General features: G+C 68.9%; 21 protein-coding genes and 1 tRNA gene. 12 read left to right on the forward strand and 10 right to left on the reverse strand.

Annotated features, from left to right (window positions below; translation table 11 throughout):
- Positions 1–13 precede the first annotated feature (13 nt).
- From FB473_RS09855 to FB473_RS09910, 12 genes are all read left to right on the forward strand, one after another.
- Positions 14–376 carry a hypothetical protein gene (locus FB473_RS09855; RefSeq protein ID WP_167166919.1) on the forward strand — a complete coding sequence of 121 codons (363 nt, stop codon included), beginning with the start codon at positions 14–16 and terminating at the stop codon, positions 374–376.
- A gap of 25 nt (positions 377–401) precedes the next feature.
- Positions 402–3,311, forward strand: coding sequence for a phage tail tape measure protein (locus FB473_RS09860; RefSeq protein WP_167166921.1), 2,910 nt, complete (start codon positions 402–404; stop codon positions 3,309–3,311).
- 9 nt (positions 3,312–3,320) lie between these two features.
- The gene (locus FB473_RS09865) at positions 3,321–4,178 is read left to right on the forward strand and encodes a hypothetical protein (RefSeq protein WP_167166923.1); all 858 of its coding nucleotides are present in this window, start codon (positions 3,321–3,323) and stop codon (positions 4,176–4,178) included.
- 9 nt (positions 4,179–4,187) lie between these two features.
- A complete protein-coding gene (locus FB473_RS09870; protein WP_167166925.1) occupies positions 4,188–5,318 on the forward strand; it encodes a hypothetical protein in 1,131 nt (376 codons plus the stop codon).
- Positions 5,319–5,362: 44 nt separating this feature from the next.
- Positions 5,363–5,947, forward strand: coding sequence for a hypothetical protein (locus FB473_RS09875; RefSeq protein WP_167166927.1), 585 nt, complete (start codon positions 5,363–5,365; stop codon positions 5,945–5,947).
- Between the two features lie 9 nt (positions 5,948–5,956).
- On the forward strand, positions 5,957–6,949 hold the full coding sequence (locus FB473_RS09880; protein WP_167166929.1) for a hypothetical protein: 993 nt from the start codon (positions 5,957–5,959) through the stop codon (positions 6,947–6,949).
- Positions 6,950–7,027: 78 nt separating this feature from the next.
- The gene (locus FB473_RS09885; protein ID WP_167166930.1) at positions 7,028–7,330 is read left to right on the forward strand and encodes a hypothetical protein; all 303 of its coding nucleotides are present in this window, start codon (positions 7,028–7,030) and stop codon (positions 7,328–7,330) included.
- A gap of 77 nt (positions 7,331–7,407) precedes the next feature.
- On the forward strand, positions 7,408–8,379 hold the full coding sequence (locus tag FB473_RS09890) for a peptidoglycan recognition protein family protein (protein ID WP_167166932.1): 972 nt from the start codon (positions 7,408–7,410) through the stop codon (positions 8,377–8,379).
- Complete coding sequence (locus tag FB473_RS09895; RefSeq protein ID WP_167166934.1) at positions 8,376–8,780, forward strand: phage holin; 405 nt, start codon at positions 8,376–8,378, stop codon at positions 8,778–8,780. The genes FB473_RS09890 and FB473_RS09895 overlap by 4 nt, the downstream gene beginning before the upstream one ends.
- A gap of 3 nt (positions 8,781–8,783) precedes the next feature.
- The gene (locus FB473_RS09900; protein WP_167166936.1) at positions 8,784–9,617 is read left to right on the forward strand and encodes a hypothetical protein; all 834 of its coding nucleotides are present in this window, start codon (positions 8,784–8,786) and stop codon (positions 9,615–9,617) included.
- 603 nt (positions 9,618–10,220) lie between these two features.
- On the forward strand, positions 10,221–10,721 hold the full coding sequence (locus tag FB473_RS09905; RefSeq protein WP_167166938.1) for a hypothetical protein: 501 nt from the start codon (positions 10,221–10,223) through the stop codon (positions 10,719–10,721).
- A gap of 13 nt (positions 10,722–10,734) precedes the next feature.
- A complete protein-coding gene (locus FB473_RS09910) occupies positions 10,735–11,280 on the forward strand; it encodes a hypothetical protein (RefSeq protein ID WP_167166940.1) in 546 nt (181 codons plus the stop codon).
- Between the two features lie 53 nt (positions 11,281–11,333).
- Here the strand turns inward: FB473_RS09910 and FB473_RS09915 are convergent, their stop codons facing one another.
- The 10 genes from FB473_RS09915 to ligA form a co-directional block, all read right to left on the reverse strand.
- The gene (locus FB473_RS09915) at positions 11,334–11,870 is read right to left on the reverse strand and encodes a hypothetical protein (RefSeq protein ID WP_167166942.1); all 537 of its coding nucleotides are present in this window, start codon (positions 11,868–11,870) and stop codon (positions 11,334–11,336) included.
- 72 nt (positions 11,871–11,942) lie between these two features.
- Entirely contained in the window at positions 11,943–12,113 is a 171-nt protein-coding gene (locus FB473_RS09920) for a hypothetical protein (RefSeq protein WP_167166944.1), read from the reverse strand.
- A gap of 49 nt (positions 12,114–12,162) precedes the next feature.
- Complete coding sequence (locus FB473_RS09925) at positions 12,163–12,591, reverse strand: helix-turn-helix domain-containing protein (RefSeq protein ID WP_167166946.1); 429 nt, start codon at positions 12,589–12,591, stop codon at positions 12,163–12,165.
- 57 nt (positions 12,592–12,648) lie between these two features.
- Positions 12,649–13,002 carry a hypothetical protein gene (locus FB473_RS09930; protein ID WP_167166948.1) on the reverse strand — a complete coding sequence of 118 codons (354 nt, stop codon included), beginning with the start codon at positions 13,000–13,002 and terminating at the stop codon, positions 12,649–12,651.
- Positions 13,003–13,093: 91 nt separating this feature from the next.
- Positions 13,094–13,879, reverse strand: a complete 786-nt coding sequence (locus FB473_RS09935) for a MucR family transcriptional regulator (protein ID WP_167166950.1) — start codon at positions 13,877–13,879, stop codon at positions 13,094–13,096.
- Positions 13,876–14,241, reverse strand: a complete 366-nt coding sequence (locus tag FB473_RS09940) for a hypothetical protein (protein WP_167166952.1) — start codon at positions 14,239–14,241, stop codon at positions 13,876–13,878. Before FB473_RS09940 ends, FB473_RS09935 begins: the two co-directional genes overlap by 4 nt.
- Positions 14,242–14,271: 30 nt before the next feature.
- Positions 14,272–14,613: a hypothetical protein gene (locus tag FB473_RS09945; protein WP_167166954.1), complete on the reverse strand. Its 342-nt coding sequence runs from the start codon at positions 14,611–14,613 to the stop codon at positions 14,272–14,274.
- A 325-nt stretch (positions 14,614–14,938) separates the two neighbouring features.
- Positions 14,939–15,011 (reverse strand) — tRNA-Pro (locus FB473_RS09950).
- A 99-nt stretch (positions 15,012–15,110) separates the two neighbouring features.
- Positions 15,111–15,578: a ribose-5-phosphate isomerase gene (locus tag FB473_RS09955; RefSeq protein ID WP_167166956.1), complete on the reverse strand. Its 468-nt coding sequence runs from the start codon at positions 15,576–15,578 to the stop codon at positions 15,111–15,113.
- A gap of 61 nt (positions 15,579–15,639) precedes the next feature.
- Positions 15,640–17,796, reverse strand: a complete 2,157-nt coding sequence (gene ligA / locus FB473_RS09960) for an NAD-dependent DNA ligase LigA (protein ID WP_167166958.1) — start codon at positions 17,794–17,796, stop codon at positions 15,640–15,642.
- Positions 17,797–17,847: the final 51 nt, after the last annotated feature.

A 17,847-nucleotide genomic window follows, 5' to 3' on the forward strand; every position in this document is an offset into this window, starting at 1 on the left:
CCGCTCGCTCGGGGTGAGCCTGCGACGCTTCCTCGGCTGGGAGCAGCGCACCGTCACCGTCGAGCGGGACGGCCGGACCGTCACCACCGCCGAGCCCGAGTACGACGACTGGGAGCGCGCGATCCAGATCGCCTACGACGACTGGCGAGGCGACGTCTGCCCCGACTGCGGCCAGCCCCTCAGTGTCTCCCTGCTCGACCGTGAGCATCCGGATGGCCACCGCTGGGTGGCCGGATTCCAGGAGTGCCGATCCTGTGCGGCCCTGGAGGAGGCCCGGCATAAGCAGTCCGAGACGGACGAGCAGCGCCGCAAAGTCTTCAAGGGAGTATTCATCCCCACCGGCCATCGCAGATGGCATGTGAAGCGCATCGACTGACAACTACATCGCGGGGGGTGGGCTCATGGCCGGAGCGACCTCTGTCGGCGGGCGCACCGTCACTGTCAGGCTCGCCGCGAACGTCGACGGCTTCACCGCCGGGATGGCCAAGGCGAAGAAGTCCGCCGACGAGTTCGCCAAGGCCACCTCCACCGCTTCACAGACGCAGGAGTGGAAGACCGCATCCACGACCATGATCGCCACCGGTGCGGCCATGGTCGGGGCGTTCGCTGCCGCCACCGCCAAGGCGAGCGAGTTCGACTCGTCCATGTCGAAGGTCGCCGCGACCGGCGACGACGCACGCGGCAACCTCGACGGCCTGCGCGCCGCCGCGATGGAGTGGGGGGCGGCCACCAAGTATTCGGCCGACGAGGCGGCGGGCGGCATCGAGTCTCTGCTCAAGGCGGGCGTCTCGGCCACCGACGTGATCGGCGGGGGCCTGGAGGGCGCTCTCAACCTGGCCGCTACCGGCAACCTCAGCGTCGCCGACTCGGCGGAGGTCGCCGCCACCGCGATGACCCAATTCGGGCTCGCAGGGTCCGACGTCCCCCACATTGCCGACCTGATCGCTGCCGGTGCCGGGAAGGCCCAGGGCGAGGTCTCCGACATGTCGGCGGCCCTCAACCAATCCGGGCTGGTGGCGAGCCAATTCGGCTTGTCGATCGAGGAGACGACAGGCTCACTGGCCGCGTTCGCATCGGCGGGATTGGTCGGCTCCGACGCGGGCACCTCGTTCAAGAGCATGCTCCTCCAGCTGGCCGCCCCGTCCGGCAAGGCCGCGACGCTCATGTCCGACCTGGGGATCGCCGCCTACGACGCCAACGGGAACTTCGTCGGCATGTCCGCACTGGCCGGTCAGCTCCAGGACAAGCTCGGCGGACTCGACCAGGCGAGCCGCGACTCGGCGCTCGGCATCATCTTCGGAACCGATGCGATCCGCGCCGCCAACGTCCTCTATCAGCAGGGCGCCGACGGAATCGACGAGTGGACGAGCAAGGTCGACGACGCCGGGTACGCCGCAGAGTCCGCCGCGATCCAGCAGGACAACCTCTCTGGCGACATCGAGAAGCTGTCCGGCTCCTTCGACACTCTGCTGATCTCCGCCGGCGAGGCGTCGAGCAATGGGCTCCGGCCGATCGTGCAGGATCTCACTGGCTTCGTTGACCTCCTCGGGCGTCACGGCGACGCTGTCGGGACCATTCTCGGCATCACCGGGGCGCTCGGCGGCTTCCTGATCGCCGCCGGGTCGGTGATGAAGGCCGTCACCGCCGTGTCGGAGTTCCGCTCAGCCATGGAGACGCTGCCGAAGTACGTGCAGACGGGCGTCGGCTCGCTCGGGCGGCTGTCTGTGGCTGCCGGGCTGACTGCCGCCGGGATCGGCGTCATGAGCGCGATCGGCAGCCGCATCCAGGACAGCATGGATTCGTCCCGGATGTCGGTCGACCAGATGACCACCGCGCTGGAGATCTACGCCCGCACCACTGACCAGGCCGCCATCGACCACGGCTTCGAGCAAGCCCTCGCCGGATCGTCGTACGCCGTCAAGGACATGTCGACCGCCATGCGCATGCTGCGCGAGGACGGCGGCGGAGCCATGGAGGGCTTCGAGACGTGGGTGATGGGCATTGCCGGGATGAAGGGCAACTTCGCGATGGTCCGGGAGGAGCTGGACAAGCTCGACCAAGGGCTTGCTCAGCTCGATCCTGACACCGCCGCGCGCGCGTTCATCACCCTCCGGTCGAGCTTCGAGGGCTATTCCGACGCCGACATTGTCGAAGCCCTTCCGGAATACGCCGATTCGCTGCGGCAAGTGGCGCTGGAGGCCGGGGTAGCGAGCGTCTCGAACGAGGAACTCGTGCGCTGGATGGGCGGCGTCAAGCCCGAATCCGTGATCGCCGCCGAGGCCCTGTCCGAACTCGGATACGCCCACGTGGACGCCGGAGCCTCCGCCGAGGAGCAGGCCGACGCTCTTGAGCAGCTCATGCAGACCCAGGAGGAGATGGCCGACGCCGCGATCGCCGCGTCGAACTCCCAGATCGGGTACGCCAAGGCACTGGAGGACGCGGCTTCGGCGGCAGAGGCCGAAGGAATCACCATCGACCAGAGCACCGGCAAGATCAACGTCTTCGCCAACGAGGCCAGCCGTGACGCCCAATCAGCACTGAACGACCTGGCCGACGCCGCGTTCGCCAACCGCGACGCCATGCAGCAGAACGGCGCGAGCGTCGAGGATCTGACCGCCTACACACAGAAGGCCCGAGACGAGTTCATCAACGCCGCGACCCAGATGGGTCTCACCGGCGACCAGGCCGCCGCGCTCGCTGACTCCTACGGCCTCATCCCCGGGCAGGTGACCACGAACGTCTCGACGCCCGGCGCCGAGGCGAGCCAGTCACAGGTGGACACGCTGCACCGCAAGCTGGACGAGCTTCCGCCGAACACGGCCGCCTACATCCAGTCGATCTGGGACTCGCAGGGGTACGGCGCGGCTCTCGACGCGCTGTACAACATCACCAGCACGCCGTGGGTCGTCACCGTCCAGACGGCATTCTCGGAGACCAACCGGGCCGCCTACAACATTGGTGCGCCCGGGCGTGCCGGTGGCGGCGCCGTCTGGGGGCCAGGGACGGCAACGTCCGACTCGATCCACGCCCTGCTGTCCAACGGCGAGTATGTGATGCGCACATGGGCGGCCGAGCGAATCGGCTACGACCGCCTGGCGCACATGAACGCGACCGGCGACATGCCCGCGTTCGCCGACGGCGGGCGGGCGTCGCTGGCGAAGGCAGCTCCCTACATGGCGCCGATCACGGGACAGTCCGCACAGCCCGGCACGCCGACGACGGTCAGCAAGGTCTTCCAGATCAACCAGGTCGATGACCCGGCCGCGACCGCCGCAGCGATCGACCGTCGCGACACCGCCTATCGGGTCTAGGAGGGGCGCATGTCGAATCCTGGCTTGAGTCTGAACGGCCTGTCCCTCATCGGCGTCGACGCGCAGGGTGTCGTCTGGCACGAGCCGGAGATCAACTGGTGGGATGCACCCGCTCCGAGCTACTCGTCTGGCAAGCGCCCGAGAGCGAACGGCGTGTGGGCCGGGGACGCCTGGCTGGCAGGCCGGACCGTCACCGTCAAGGGGTCGCTGACCGCTCCGTCGCACGACGCGGCGGTCGCCGCCCTCGACCAGCTTCACGCGGCGAGCAGGCTCACCCTCACGCCGCTGGTGATGACCGACGCAGGCCGCGTGCAGACGGTGCAGGTGCGCCGCTCCGACGAGACCCTGGTCGACTGGTCCTCCCAGCTCAGCCCGTCGTACTCGTCCCAGTTCCTCGCGCCCGACCCTCGCAAGCTCGGCACCGCGCTGACCGCCACCACGGGCCTGCCCTCGGTGACCGGCGGCCTGACCGTCGGTGCGAGCGAGACTCTCGGCACGCTGCCGCTGATCATCGACGCGCAGGTCGTGTCCGGATTCGTCCGGCTCGCCAATCCCGGCACCATGTCCGGTCCGGTCGTCGTCCGTATCGACGGACCGATCGAGGGGCCGATCGTGACGCATCTCAACTCGGGGCGCCAGCTCGTCTTCGCATCGTCGCTGACTCTCGGGGCGGGCGAGTACGTCGTGGTCGACATGGACGCTCACACCGTTCTCGCGCAGGGCCAGGAGACGGCATCTCGTGCCCGCTGGGTCACCGGTCGCGGCTGGTCGGCGTTCGAGCCCGGCATCAACACGTGGGCGCTGTCCCAGGCGGGCGACGCCGCAGGCGGACTGCTGACCGTGACCACTCAACCGGCGTGGCTGTGAGGTGACCTGATGGCACTGGCGTGGATCGCGTGCGAATCGACGACCGGGGAGCCGATCTGCGACCTGCCAGACCTGAGCATCGACGAGATCGGCTCCACACTGTGCGGCTACTGGTCCGGGCCCGGATCGCTCCCGATTCCCGGAGCGCCAGCGGACTGGCGGCGCGCCATCGCCCCGTGGGCCAGCTATCTCGTCCTCCTCGACGACGACACTCCCGTCTGGGGGGGATGGACGACGTCCAGCAAGCTGACCGAGGACGACGAGGCGACATTCGGGGTCGCATCGTGGGAGGCGCACCTCGCCAAGCGCTACTGCGGAAACACCGCCTACAATGCCGTCGCCGAGACCCAGATCGTCGCCGGAGTCCTCGCCTCCTATGTCGCCGACGGCGGCCCGGCGATGCTCGTCGAGGTGCTGTCCGACTCGGCGGCAGGTGACCTCAACGTTTCCGACGCCGATGACCGAACCGTTCTGTCGGTGCTCTCCGAGATATCCGGCCGGGAGGGCGGCCCGGAGTGGACCGTGACATGGCGGCATCTGACCGGCCCGGAGCGCTACATCCCCGTCGTGCAGGTCGCGCCACGCATCGGGCAGACGGTACCCTCCGGGTTCGCCCCGTCGGCTGTCTTCGACATGCCCGGATGCCTGTCCAGCTTCGAGCGCGGCGAGGACTGGGCGGACGGCAAGGGCGCTAACGACGTGATGGCGACGGCTGTCGCCGACGGAAACGACCGTCTCACCTCCGGCCATTTCGCTTTCAACGATCCCGACCGGCCGAAACTCGAATACCGGTGGACGCCGTCGACCTCGATCACCGAGGAGTCCACGCTCCGGTCGCACGCCGCGTCCAAGCTGGCCGTCGCCAAGGACGGCGCGACCACATGGTCGCTGTCCGCTGCCGTCGAGTCCGCCCCCCGGCTCGGCGTCGACTGGAGCGTCGGCGACGATATCGGCTACTCCATCGCTCATCCGTCGGTGTCCGATCCGCTCCGCGACACGTCCGGGGCACAGGTCGCCGACTCCGAAGGCCGCCCGCTGTGGCAGCCGGTCACCGGCACCGCCCGCTGCATCGGCTGGAAGCTCACCCTGTCCGGAGTCCAGACGGTCACCCCGATCCTGCACGACGCCGAGGAGGTCTGACAGTGGCGAATCTCGCCGACGTGATGCCGTCCGGAGACGGATGGATGGTCCAGGACATCGCCAAAATGAAGACCGACCAGGCCGAGGCGCTCGCGGCGATCCGCAGCAGCTTCGCAGGGCCTATCGACTTCTTGCTTCACCAGACCCAGTTCTCCGAGGCGTCGCCGGGATCAGCGACCGCGCTGACCTTCGACCCGCTCACCGCCGACATCCCCCTGACGTGGGTAGCCTTCGACGCCGCAGCCGACGCGACACTGGAGGTGACGACGTCGTCGACGGGGAGCATCTCCTACCAGTGCGGAGGGATGCTGATCGCCGGATCGCGCTATGGAGCCACGACGATCGCCACGATCGGCATGGAGGTGATGGATGAGAACGGCATCCAGCTTCGCCCGCCGCAAAACGGGGATGGGAACTACAGCCACGTCTTCGTCGGCACCTCGGAGCTTGTGCGGGTCGCGAACGCCGGATCAGGTCACATGCACCGGCTGGACATGATGCCGCACACGACATACGTGCTGCGATGCCGACGTGGCTATCAGGCGACCCCGTACAGCGGCATTACCACTGGCGGCGCGCAAGTGATCTTCCAGGGCACGGCGCTGACCGTCACCAAGCTCGGAATCTGAGGAGGACGCATGACAATCCACGCGTGGCCGCTCGACGCGGTCGACGGCTCCCCGGCCTATCACGGCCGGAGTCTGCGTCTGGCCGGTCTGGCCCCGCTGATGCCGGGTGCGACGGCGACTCGCCCGCTGGGCGGGGTGTCGTGTGTGCGGCCTGGGACCCCCGACAGCGTGCTGGCAGCGTCGAGCACGCAGGTGACGCTCCATCCGCACGCCGGGCAGATCGATATCGGGCTGGGCCTGTCGGGGCCGTACGGGTATGCGGTGGAGGCCGACGAACAGGTGGCGTTGTCGGCGGCGCACGCGTCGTACACCCGCTGGGATCTCGCCTATCTGACCCTCAACGATCCGGCGGAGGGCGGCACCGGCTCGGCTCCGGAGGTGACGTTCCATGTGGCGGTCGGCACGGCCGCCGCGTCTCCTGCCGATCCGGCGGTCCCGTCGGACGCGCATCTGGTGCTGGGCCGTGTCGTGGTGCCGCCTGCCGGGACCGGCGATCCGTCGGTGGTGTGGCTGGCTCCGCGTATGGCGGGCGCTGACGGCGTCCCCCACTTCGCCACCGCGTCCGCCCGTGACGCCGCGGTCCCGTCCCCGTGGGCCGGGCAGGCGGCGACGACCGGCAGCGGATCGGGATTGTCGTGGTGGGTGCATGACGGCAGCCAGTGGGAGCAACTTGCTCGACTGTGGAGGGCTGCGGGTGACGGCGACGATGTGGTGGCCGGTGGCCCGTGGCCGTCTGGCTCTCCGCTGCTGCTCCAGGTCGGCTCTGCGGTCATCTCACTCGATGTCAATGGTTACGGGTCGATCACCTGGCCGCGTGCGTTCCCTAGCGGCCTCATCGGGTTCGTGGCCTTCAACGGAGACGGTGCTGCGCGGCCGAACGGCTATATCGTCCCGGGAACTGCGACCTCTGGCAGCGTGCAGGGTCACATCCGGATGATGGTCGGCGCTGCTGCTGTCGGGTCAGGCCAGGCGAGGGTGAACTACATTGCGGCGGGGTGGTGAGGGTGAACATGCCCGAGGAGCGCACCTCCGGCTGGTGCACCTGCAACCTGCCCTACATCACCGACGAGGACTGAGCCCATGCCCGAGGAGCACGCCGAACCGTGGACGATGGGCGAGCTCGCCCGCTCCTACGAACGGTTAGCGGCGTCGGTCGAGAAGATCAACGACAAGCTCGACTCGGATCGCTTCGTGACCCGCGCCGAGTGGGAGCAGCGCATCACAGCCGTCGACGAGACGACGGCGCAGCTCCGGGCCGGACTGGAGGCCGTCAAGCCCGCGAAGACCCCCATCTGGCAGGTCGTGACGGTCGGGATCTCGCTGGCCATGATGATGATCTCCCTCGTCGGGATGATCATCGCGCTGATCAACCTCGCGCCCTGAGCCCACCCCCAGAACCACCTGCAAGCCCTCGCCATCCGGTGAGGGCTTTTCTCGCGCCCGAAACCCAGGAGTGAAGCATGAAGGACTGGGACAGTCTCATCGCCGACGTCGACAAGATCATCGGCGTCCACTACACCGCTGGCCGCGAGGGCAAGGCGATCAGCAAGATCGTCCTGCACCACAACGCCGGAACCCTGACCGTCGACCAGTGCTACGACGTGTGGCAGACCCGCGAGGCGTCCGCGCACTATCAGGTCGAGACCTCCGGCCGTATCGGCCAACTCGTCAACGATGTCGACACCGCCTGGCACGCCGGGGACTGGGCGACCAACCTCACCTCGATCGGCATCGAGCACGCCAACAACGCTCTTGCACCCGGCTGGACGATCAGCGAGGCGACCCTCGACAACGGGGCTCATCTCGTGGCCGCACTCTGCCGCCACTACGGGCTGGGGCGGCCGGCGTGGGGAATCAACGTCTTCCCCCACTCGCGGTTCTCCTCGACCTCATGTCCCGGCGCGATCGCCGGGGCACAGAACACCGCCTACATGGCCCGCGCGCAGGCCTACTACGACGGCACCCAAACCACAACTCAGGAGGATGACGACATGGACGCAGAAACGAAGACGTGGATCAAGGAGACTCGGGACAGAGTCCTCGGTCTGGGCGTGCAGCGCTACGGCGCAGACGGCAGCCCCAACAGGGTCCTCGACACCGGCGACGGAGAGTACATCCTCAACGCGATCGGCAACGCCGTCACCGAGGTCTTCGAGCGGAGCTTCGACCGGGCGGGCGGGCCGACCGGCACCACCAATTTGCACCAGACCGTGGCCTGGCTGGACGCCAATCTCAACTCGATCCGGGATCTCATCAACGGCTTCCAGGCCCGGATTGCCGGGCTGGAGGAGGCCCTCAAGCAGGTCGGCGGCGGGACCGTCGACACCGACACCATCGTCGCGGCCGTCACCAAGGCCGTGTCCGATGCGATCGACGCCGAGATCGACTCGGCGACCGTCACCCTCAGCACCACACAGGAGGCACAGTCATGATCTCCCGCATCTCCGCATGGCTGACCGCCGCCCGCCGTCAGGCGATCCAGGCGGCCGTCGCTACGATCGTGGTCGCCCTCCAGGGGCTCGGCCTGATCACCAGCCCCCAGGGCGACGCGGTCACCAACCTGGCCGCAGGCATCCTGTCCACGGCGGTCGCGCTCCTGGCGCTGGCCAACCTCGACGGCTCGCAGAAGGCCACGTGGCTGGCCACCCAGCTGCGTGCGACCCTCTACACCCTGGCTGGTGGCGTCGGTGTCGCTTTGGTCGCGTTCTCGATCGCCTCCGATGCGCAGGTGACGCAGGTCCTCGCGGTGATCTCGGCGGCTCTGACGGTCGCGCAGGCACTCGTGGCCGTCGTCAACGCGCCCATCACTGTGGCCGCCACCACCCAGGAGTAGCCCGTGACCACCCTGCCGGAGCCGATGGGGCCGTCCCTGACGGTCACGCTCGCCGGGCTCGCATCCGTGCTCGGCGGGGTGCCCGAGGGCACCGAGCCCACAGCCGTCTCCCGGACCGCCACCATCCTCATCACCCCGCTGGTGGCGGCCGGGACCGTCATCCGCTACGGCGGCATCGGGTATGTCCCCGAGCCCGTCTCGTGGCTCGTCGGCCCCGACGGCGACGACTGGCCATTCAGCGCCCACGTGCTCAACCTCGCCGACCCCGACGTGGACACCGACGCCACCCAGTACCGCATCCGCATCACCCTGCCAGCCACCGCCGAGCTGCCCGCCCTGACTCTGTCGGGTGTCCTGACATGCCCGGTCGAGGGTGGCACGGTCGACCTGCTGGACTGCCTGTCCCTGGCCGCCGCGTCACCCACGTCGCCGGTAGTACGCGGCGATCCTGGCCCGATCGGCCCGCCTGGCCCGGATGGCACGGTGGTCACAGGCCTGTCGTGGTCGGGGCCGGTGGCCCTGGATGCGGTGACTGGTGCCGCGCGGACTGGGTGTGTGCTGCATGCCACGCTGACCGGCAATGTCGTCCTGACGCTGCCGACACTCGCGGCCGGGACGCCCGCATTCACCGTCGAGGTCAACGCGACGCAGGACGGCACGGGTGGCCGCACGCTGACGGTGCAGGGAGCGATGGTCTCCTATGGAGCGTCGGCTGCGCCGGTGCTCTCGTCGGCTGCGGGCGCGATCGACAAGTGGATGCTGGAATGGGACGGCGTCCGCTGGTGGGTCCTCGTGTCGGGTCAGGCTGGTGCCGTCCCGAGTGCGTGGGCTGTCTGATGCGGGCCGCGCTCACGGATCGTCGTCTGGAGGCGATCGCTGGGCCGCCTGCCTGGCAGATCGAGGGGCGGGGGTCGCAGGAGTCTGCGCTGTGGGGGCAGGCGGTGACGGCTGTCGTCGTCGCCGACCTCGACGCGCAGGTGTCCAGTGAGGTCGTGCTGCTCGACACGAATCCTGCCGCGGCCGATCGGGTGTTCATATCGTGGACGGGCGCATCCCAGTCGTCTCGGCTGGTCCTCTCGCAGGGTGGCGGCACGGGTGTGTCAGCGACGGTGTCGAGTGTGGCGGCTGGACGCCGGGTGCTGACCGCCCGCGTGAGCACTGCTCAGCCGCTCGGTCTGCTGGTGGATGGCCTGCCACGCTGGCAGGCGTCGGCCGATGGCTGGCGGCTGAGCACGGCGGGTGTGCAGAGGATCTTCGTCGGCCAGGACAGGACGGGTGCGCGCCTGTCGCAGACGGTGGCGGCTGCGGTGTGGCCGCGTGTGCTCACGGATCGGGAGGTCCTCATGGTCTCGCAGTGGATGATGGCTCGCTGGCAGGACGAGGCAAGCTCTCTCTCTCTCTCTCTCGTAGCGCGTCTCTGCCCGTCCTGGAGCTGGCGGCATGAGGGCCGCAGCGCTGGACCGCAGGCTGATCAATGTCGGCGGGGTGTGGGGACTCGACCTGCTCGGTGCGGCCGGACTGCTCACCTCACCGGATGGGTGGGTGGCCGGACAACTGGGGACGGGGCCTCTGCTCGACCCGTCGCTGCTGATCAGCACCGAGCATGGTGGGGGGATCACGCTGGCCCCGTCCGACACCTACACGCCGCTGGCCACACGGGCGATCAGTCTGCCGCTGCGGACCAGTCAGCCTCCGGCACGCGTCCGCGCCGAGGCGTGGGCCCGGCTCGTGTCGGCCGAGACCCGGACCGTCTACCTCACGCTGGCCACCCGGGCGGGCGCGGCGAACGCCGTCGCCCGCACGATCTCGGGCACGGGCTGGGTGCATCTGGTGGGTGTGGCCACGCCCACCGCAGACACCTGGTGGACGTTCCGGGTCGTCGGGTCGGTCGGCGGGCCCACGATGGAGGTCGCCGGGCTGCGGGCCGCGATCATCGCCTGACGGGAGCGGTCCGGTGAGGGCCGCACACCTGGATGCCAGATGGCAGCCACGTGCGAATCCCGCCTACGGCAGAGGCTTCGGCTACTTGTCTGGCACCGGTGGCGCGTCGACCAACGCGCCGGTCGCGGACCGCCCAGCCGGATACAGCGCGGCCGAGACACGGCGCATCACCTGGACCACCGCACCGGCCGCGGGCGCCACGTGCGGGCTCTTCGTGCAAAACATTCCGTGGCCGCAGGGCATGCCGGGTGCGGTGTCGATCCTCGCCCGCTCATCCCGCACCACACGGGTCATGGTCACACCTGAGCGGACCTCCGGTCGGCCCCCGGATCCCGGCACCGACCTGACAGCAGGAGTGTGGACGCCGGTCGGCCGGATCTTCGGTGCGCTGCTGGCCACGGCTACCACGACCACGGTCACCTGCTACATCAGCAGCTCGGTCGGAGGGGCGCCCGTGCAGGTGGGCGACACCCTCGACCTGTGCGGCTGCCTCATCATCCCCGGCCTCATCCCCGCCGCCCCCACCCCGGGACCCATCGTGTGGCCACGGCCACTCTGACACACCACGGCCCCGGCCCCTCACACGAGGGAGCCGGGGCCGCTTTCTGCGTCTCAGTGGCTCGTCTCGGCCCACTCATGGTCCTGCTCGATCCAGCGGAGGACGTGCCCGCCGATCACAGCCACGTCGGAGCGGAAGCCGGGGTCGAGGGCGGCGGTCGCCTCGTCGTCGTAGCCGGTGGCGGTGAGGATGAGATCCTGCCAAATGTTGTCGCCGCCGTAGGCGTTGAGGTCGGCGAGCAGCGCGGTGATGCCGGTGGCCGCGTCGAGGCGAGCCGCGGCAGCGTCCTGTACTGCCTGCCAGGCGCGCTGCGTGATCTCGGCGTCATCCTCGCCGGGAGTCGCCGCGTACGCCTCGGGCGAGCCGTAGGAGGCGTAGACGATCTCGATCGTGATGCCGAGTTCGCGGGACACGCCCTCGCGGACAGCCTCGACCGCCGCCTCGAAGTCGGCGACAGCCTTGTCGCGGGCGGCCTCGGCGGCCTCGTACTCGTCGCCGCTCACAGTGTGCAGGTCAGGCAGCAAACCGGCCATGTTGAGGTCGTAGGCCGCGTCAATGACGATGGTGATGGTCCTGGTCTCAGTGCTCATGTCAGGGGTCCTTTCAGATGCTGGGTTCAAGTGTGGGGGCCGGGGCAGACAATCCCGCCCCGGCCGGGCTGGTCAGTGGCGGGCGAGTTCCGCGTCGGCGCGGACCCTGAGGGCCTCGCGGATGCCGGGTGCCTGCTCGGCCAGCTCGTCGCGTTTGGCGCCGAGCCGGAAGGCCCAGCCCTGGCGGCCCTGGAGGCTGGCCCGGTAGGCGTCGTATTCGGCGAGTGCCTCTTCGGTGGTCATGTCTTCTTCTCCTCTTCCGGGTCGGCCCCTCGCCGTCCCTCTGCTTATATTATGGCCTAGCATCTAGGCCACTGTCAAGTGGGTTGGGGGAAAAATATTCCACATCGACCGCGACCCCCATGCCGAGCAGCGCCGCCCGCGCGACGCCGATCGCACGGGAATGCACCGCATACGGGACGGTCCCGGCATCCGGACTCGCGTCCGCGTAGTCCCTCGGGCTGGCCCAGCGGGTCAGCGTGACGACCTGGCCGGGATGGCGTCCCGCATCGGCCACGGCACTGGCCACCGTGGCATCGATCCACGCCTCCAGCCGGTCGACCAGCGCCCACACATAGTCGGGGACGCCACGCGCCCCACGCTCATAGCGCTGATAGCTCGCCTCCGAGCCCGGGCCCTCGTAGCCGAGGGCCCGGGCCATGTCGGCCAGCGACGCCCCGGTCATCTCCCGGCGCGTCTTCAACTCCGCCGCGTCACTCATGCGGCCCCTTTCCCTGGTAGTGGCCCAGCCCCGGAGGGCCGGGCCGTATCGGTGTTGTCAGCAGAAACTCAGGGTGCCCTCCTCGCGCTTGCAGCGCGGGCACACATCACCAGCGATCCCCGACAGGTCGTATGCCAGGACCAGATTGCGGGAGTAGCGTCCGCACTCGTCGCAGGTGCCACCATGCTGGCTGGCGCTGTGCGAAGTCCGGGAGGCGGTCGAGGATGCCACGGTCGCGATCGACACGCCGTCGTCGCTGGTCCACAGGACCTTGCCGACCGTCGCGGACTTCGTCTCGCCGCTGCGCTTGGTGACGGTCACCGTCTCACCCGAGACGAGGCCGTGGCCCTTGATGCCCCAGGAGCCGCTGCGGAGCTTGGTCCAGGTGATCGTTGCGGTGGTGGTGGTCATGTCTTCTTCTCCTCTTCCAGGTCGGCCCCTCGCCGTCCCGATGTCTTAATTATGGCATAGATCCTAGGCCAGTGTCAAGCGGAATCCGCGGCTATTTTCCTCCGCGGGGGTAGCGCCTGCTCATCCATGCCGGGCCATGCCCGAGCGCCTCGCCGATCGACGCCGACGTGTACCCGGCGGCCTGCAACCGCCGCACCTCGGCGTCGAGGGCCTCGCCGGTCGCACGCCGCAGCGTTCCGACCTGATCGTCGTCGAGCTGGGGCACCGCCTCGGCCTGCCGCCGGCGGCCACGCCGCCACAACTCGCGCGCGCACTCATCGGAGCACGACTTGTCCCGGCCGGTGTAGGTGCGCCCGCACACCGGGCACGTCTTCTCCGCTGCCGGGCGGTGCAGATCCAGACGCCCATCAGTCGCGCCTTCGGCATGGATCGCCGACCCGGCCGGAGCACGGAATACGTCAGGGGTGCGCGCGTCGGCCGCCGCCTGCGGATCTCTCGCAGCCTCCAGCCGCCGCCACGCCGACGACCCGACCATCCCGGACGCCCGCTCGGACTGGCGCGCCGCATACGACAGCGCGGTCAGCGGCTGCGTGCGCTTGAGCCCGTGCGCCCGGCGGTAGTCGTCGGCCGTCATGTCGTGCGCCAGCCGCACGTGAGCGCCGACCGACACATACCAGCCGCCACACTCATGACACAGGGCAGCATCGTCGTGGCGCTCCAGGACGCCGTAGCGGCCGTGACCGTCCGGCTCGCCGACCTGCCGTCCCGCGACAGGGATCTCACCCGTGCGGCGCCACTGCTTGTAGTGCTGCATGCACCAGCCCCGGGCGACAGCTTTCTGCCCGCAGCCCGAGACGGTGCACAGCCCGGCAGTCATTTCCCGAGCACCCGCCGCACCGTCTGACGATTCACGCCAGCCTGCCGCGCGATCTCCATCTCCGGAACGCCAGTCTCGGACGCCGCAATGATCCCGCCCTGCACCGCCGCCATCGCCACCCGCTCCGCCGACCGCGCGAGATCCAGGGCCCGGCCCAGATCAGTCAGGCTCGTCTCCCGGAGCATCACCTGCATCGCCGCCGACAGCGCAGCATCCCACTCCGCACGATCCTCGACCTCGTCGGGAAACAGCCGGGTCACCTCATCGGCGTAGCCGGTGATCGCGCCCATCTGCCCCTCGGTCAGCGAGCCCAGGGCCTCGCCCAGCCACGCCTCAATCCCGGTGCGTCCGAAATTGTCCATGATGTGATCCTCTCGTGTGTGATGTGCCGGTCACCAGCCGAGGCGCTCGTTGACGCCGTCGAAGAACCCGGCTGTCTCGGCGTCGATGACCTCGACGATGCGAGTGGGGAAGATCAGCCGCTCGCCGAGCTGCGCGTCCAGCGGCTCGTCGTCGGACAGCTCGCCCTCCATGACCACGATGACCGGATCATCGCCGATCAGGACCGGAGCCTGCACGTAGTAGTCCATGAGGGACTCCAAATCGTCGCAGCAGGACACCCCGCGGCGGGCGCTCTCGTCGCTCATCGACATCCCGAACGACAGCCGCTCAGGGTCGAACAGACCATCGGTGCCATACTTGCGGTCCTGGATCCTGACGTAGGTGGCGGTCATCTCAAGGCTTCCTTCCCTCGCTCCATCTGTCTACGACTATACACCCGTGTATAGAGATAGACAAGTGGGAGGGGCGAGAAATCTCACCGACTTTCCGCCCTCACACCCCCGCGCACCAGCCACACTCAGGGAGCGAGAGGGAGGGCGGAGGCGACGTTTACCCGGTAAAAATCGGCCGAGACGAGCGCGGCGTCTCCCCTAGTCACGGGTTTACCCGGTAAACGGCACCCGGCGGCACGAACGGGCACAAAGAGGCACAAATTCGAGGGCAGCGCAGACTACTAACCAGACATCCACAAGGCGCGATACCAGCCTGACAAGCGGGTCGGGGCGACAGGACTCGAACCTGCGGTCTCCTGCTCCCAAAGCAGGCGCGCTAGCCACTACGCTACGCCCCGGATGGCGTCCCCAAGAGGACAGCCGGGCTCAAGTGTACTGGAGTCCCTTCGTCCCGGCGAACCACCCGGCACGCGAAACCGATGCTGGGCCAACGGCGCTCAGGCCTCGATCGACCCGTGATCCTCGTAGTCGGCGATCAGCTGCAGTCGGCGAGCATGACGCTGCTCACCGGTGAACTCCGTAGCCAGGAACACGCGAGCGATCTCGAGGCCCTCCTCGGGAGTCACGAACCTGCCGCCGAGGGCCAAGCAGTTCGCATTGTTGTGCTCCCGCCCGAGCTGGGCCAGCTCCGGGCGATCGGCGAGCACCGCCCGCACGCCCTTCACCTTGTTGGCCGCGATCTGCTCGCCATTGCCGGACCCACCGAGCACGATCCCGAGCACCCCCTGGTCGGCCTCCGCGATGACGGCCTCCGCGGTCGGGATGATGTACACGGGGTAGTCGTCATTCGCGTCGTAAGCCGCCGCGCCGTGGTCGACGACGTCGTGGCCGTCGGCGCGCAAGTGCTCGACAAGGTATTCCTTCAGTTCGAAAGCGGCATGGTCTGTTCCGATGTGAACACGCATGGTCTCATCGTTCCAGACCCCGCAACCCGCACGCGAGCGGTACCCCGAGATTCCGGGCGCGTCATCGCTCGTCGAGGGCGGCGGGCCCGCCGTCGAGCAGCGACCGGAAGCCCTCCACGTCCAGGACGGGACGGCCGAGTTTCTCGGCCTTGGCGGCCTTCGAGCCAGGATTGTCCCCCACGACCACGTAGTCGGTCTTCTTCGAGACCGACCCCGCGGCCTTGCCGCCCCGAGCGGTGATCGCGGCCTCAGCCTGCTCGCGGGTGAAGCCCTCCAGCGTGCCGGTCACGACCAGCGTCAGGCCCGTCAGCGTCTGGGGGACGATCTCGCCTGCCACACGATCGTCGGCCATGCGCACCCCTGCCGCGGTCCAGCGCTCCACGACCTCGACGTGCCACGGCTCCTCGAACCACTCCTTGACCGCCTCGGCGATGATCGTCCCCACCCCGTCGGTGGTGGCGAGTTCGTCCACGGACGCCGCGCGGATCGCGTCCATCGACCCGAACCGGGTCGCCAGCGCTCGCGCGGCCGTCGGGCCGACGTGTCTGACCGACAGCGCCACCAGGACGCGCCACAGCGGCTGGGACTTCGCCACCTCGAGGTTGGTGAGGAGCCGCTCCCCGTTGGCCGAGAGCACCCGGCCGTTCACCACCGCTTCCGGGGGGTCGTCCGGCTTCGGGTTGCGCGTGAAGAACGTCGTGCGGACGAGTTCGTCGGCCCTCAGATCAAACAGGCCGGCCTCATTGGTCAGTATCCCGCCCTCCAGCAAGGCCCGGGCCGCTTCCCAGCCGAGGGCCTCGATGTCGAAAGCCTGTCGCGAAGCCAGGGCGAACAGCCGCTCGGTCAGCTGCGCCGGGCACGAGCGCGTGTTCGGGCACCGGATGTCCTTGTCCGATTCCTTCTCGGGACGCAACAAAGCCCCGCAGGCGGGACAGCGCGTGGCCATGACGAACGCGCGCTCGGTGCCGTCGCGCAGTTCGACGACCGGTCCGAGGATCTCGGGGATGACGTCCCCCGCCTTGCGCAGCACCACGGTGTCGCCGATCAGGACGCCCTTGCGCTTGACCTCCCAGGCGTTGTGCAGGGTCGCCCGCGACACGGTCGAGCCCGCGACACGCACCGGTTCCATCACCGCGAACGGCGTCACGCGGCCCGTGCGACCCACGTTGACCTGGATGTCGAGCAGCTTCGTGTTCACCTGCTCCGGCGGATACTTGTACGCGATCGCCCAGCGGGGAGCTCGTGAGGTCGCCCCCAGCCGGGCCTGCTGCGACAGGTCGTCCACCTTGACCACGACGCCGTCGATCTCGTGTGACAGGTCGTGCCGGTGTTCGCCGTAGTGGGCGACAAAATCCAGCACCTGGCTCTCGGAGGTCAGCACCCGAACCGCCGTCGACACGGGCAACCCCCAGGCCGCGAGCCGCTCGTAGGCCTCCGACTGCCGGGTCGGCGTGAAACCCTCGTGGGCCCCGATGCCGTGGACGAGCATGTGCAGCGGGCGGGTCGCCGTCACCGCCGGGTTCTTCTGCCGCAGCGACCCGGCTGCCGCGTTGCGAGGGTTCGCGAACGGAGGCCTGCCCGACTCGACGAGCGAGGCATTCAGGTCGGCGAACGCGGAGATCGGGAAGAACACCTCCCCCCGTACCTCCACGAGGCTGGGCACGGTTTCACCAGCCAATCGGTGCGGGATGTCGGAGATGGTCGCGACGTTCGGGGTGATGTCCTCGCCCACGCGTCCGTCGCCACGGGTGGCACCGCTGGTCAGGCGACCTTGCTGGTAGACGAGGTCGACGGCCAGGCCGTCGATCTTCAGTTCGCACAGCCATTCGATCGGTTCGTCACCCAGGGCCCTGCGCGTCCGGGCCATCCACTCGCCGAGTTCCTCGGCGCTGAAGACATTGTCGAGGCTCAGCATGCGCTCGGTGTGGGTGACGGGGGCGAAGTCGGTCACCTGATGGGCGAACCCCACCTGCTGGGTCGGGCTCTCCGGGGTCCGCAACTGGGGGAACCGCGACTCCAGTGCCTGGAGCCGGTGCATCAGCTCGTCGTAGTCGGCGTCCGATATCGGAGATTCGTTCCGGCCCCCGTAGTAGGCGTCCTGCGCGTCGCGGATGCGGGTCGCGAGATCAGCCCACAGGTGCTGCTCGGCCAGTCCGGGCTCGGCCTGCCCGACGGCCGGGTCCGGAATGTCGGGTGCGTCTTCCACATCGTTCGGCATGGCATCCATAGTTGCAGCCCGGAGGCCTCAGCCAGGCCACCCAGCCGTTCG

The sequence above is a fragment of the Brooklawnia cerclae genome (genome assembly GCF_011758645.1).
GTDB lineage: Bacteria > Actinomycetota > Actinomycetes > Propionibacteriales > Propionibacteriaceae > Brooklawnia > Brooklawnia cerclae.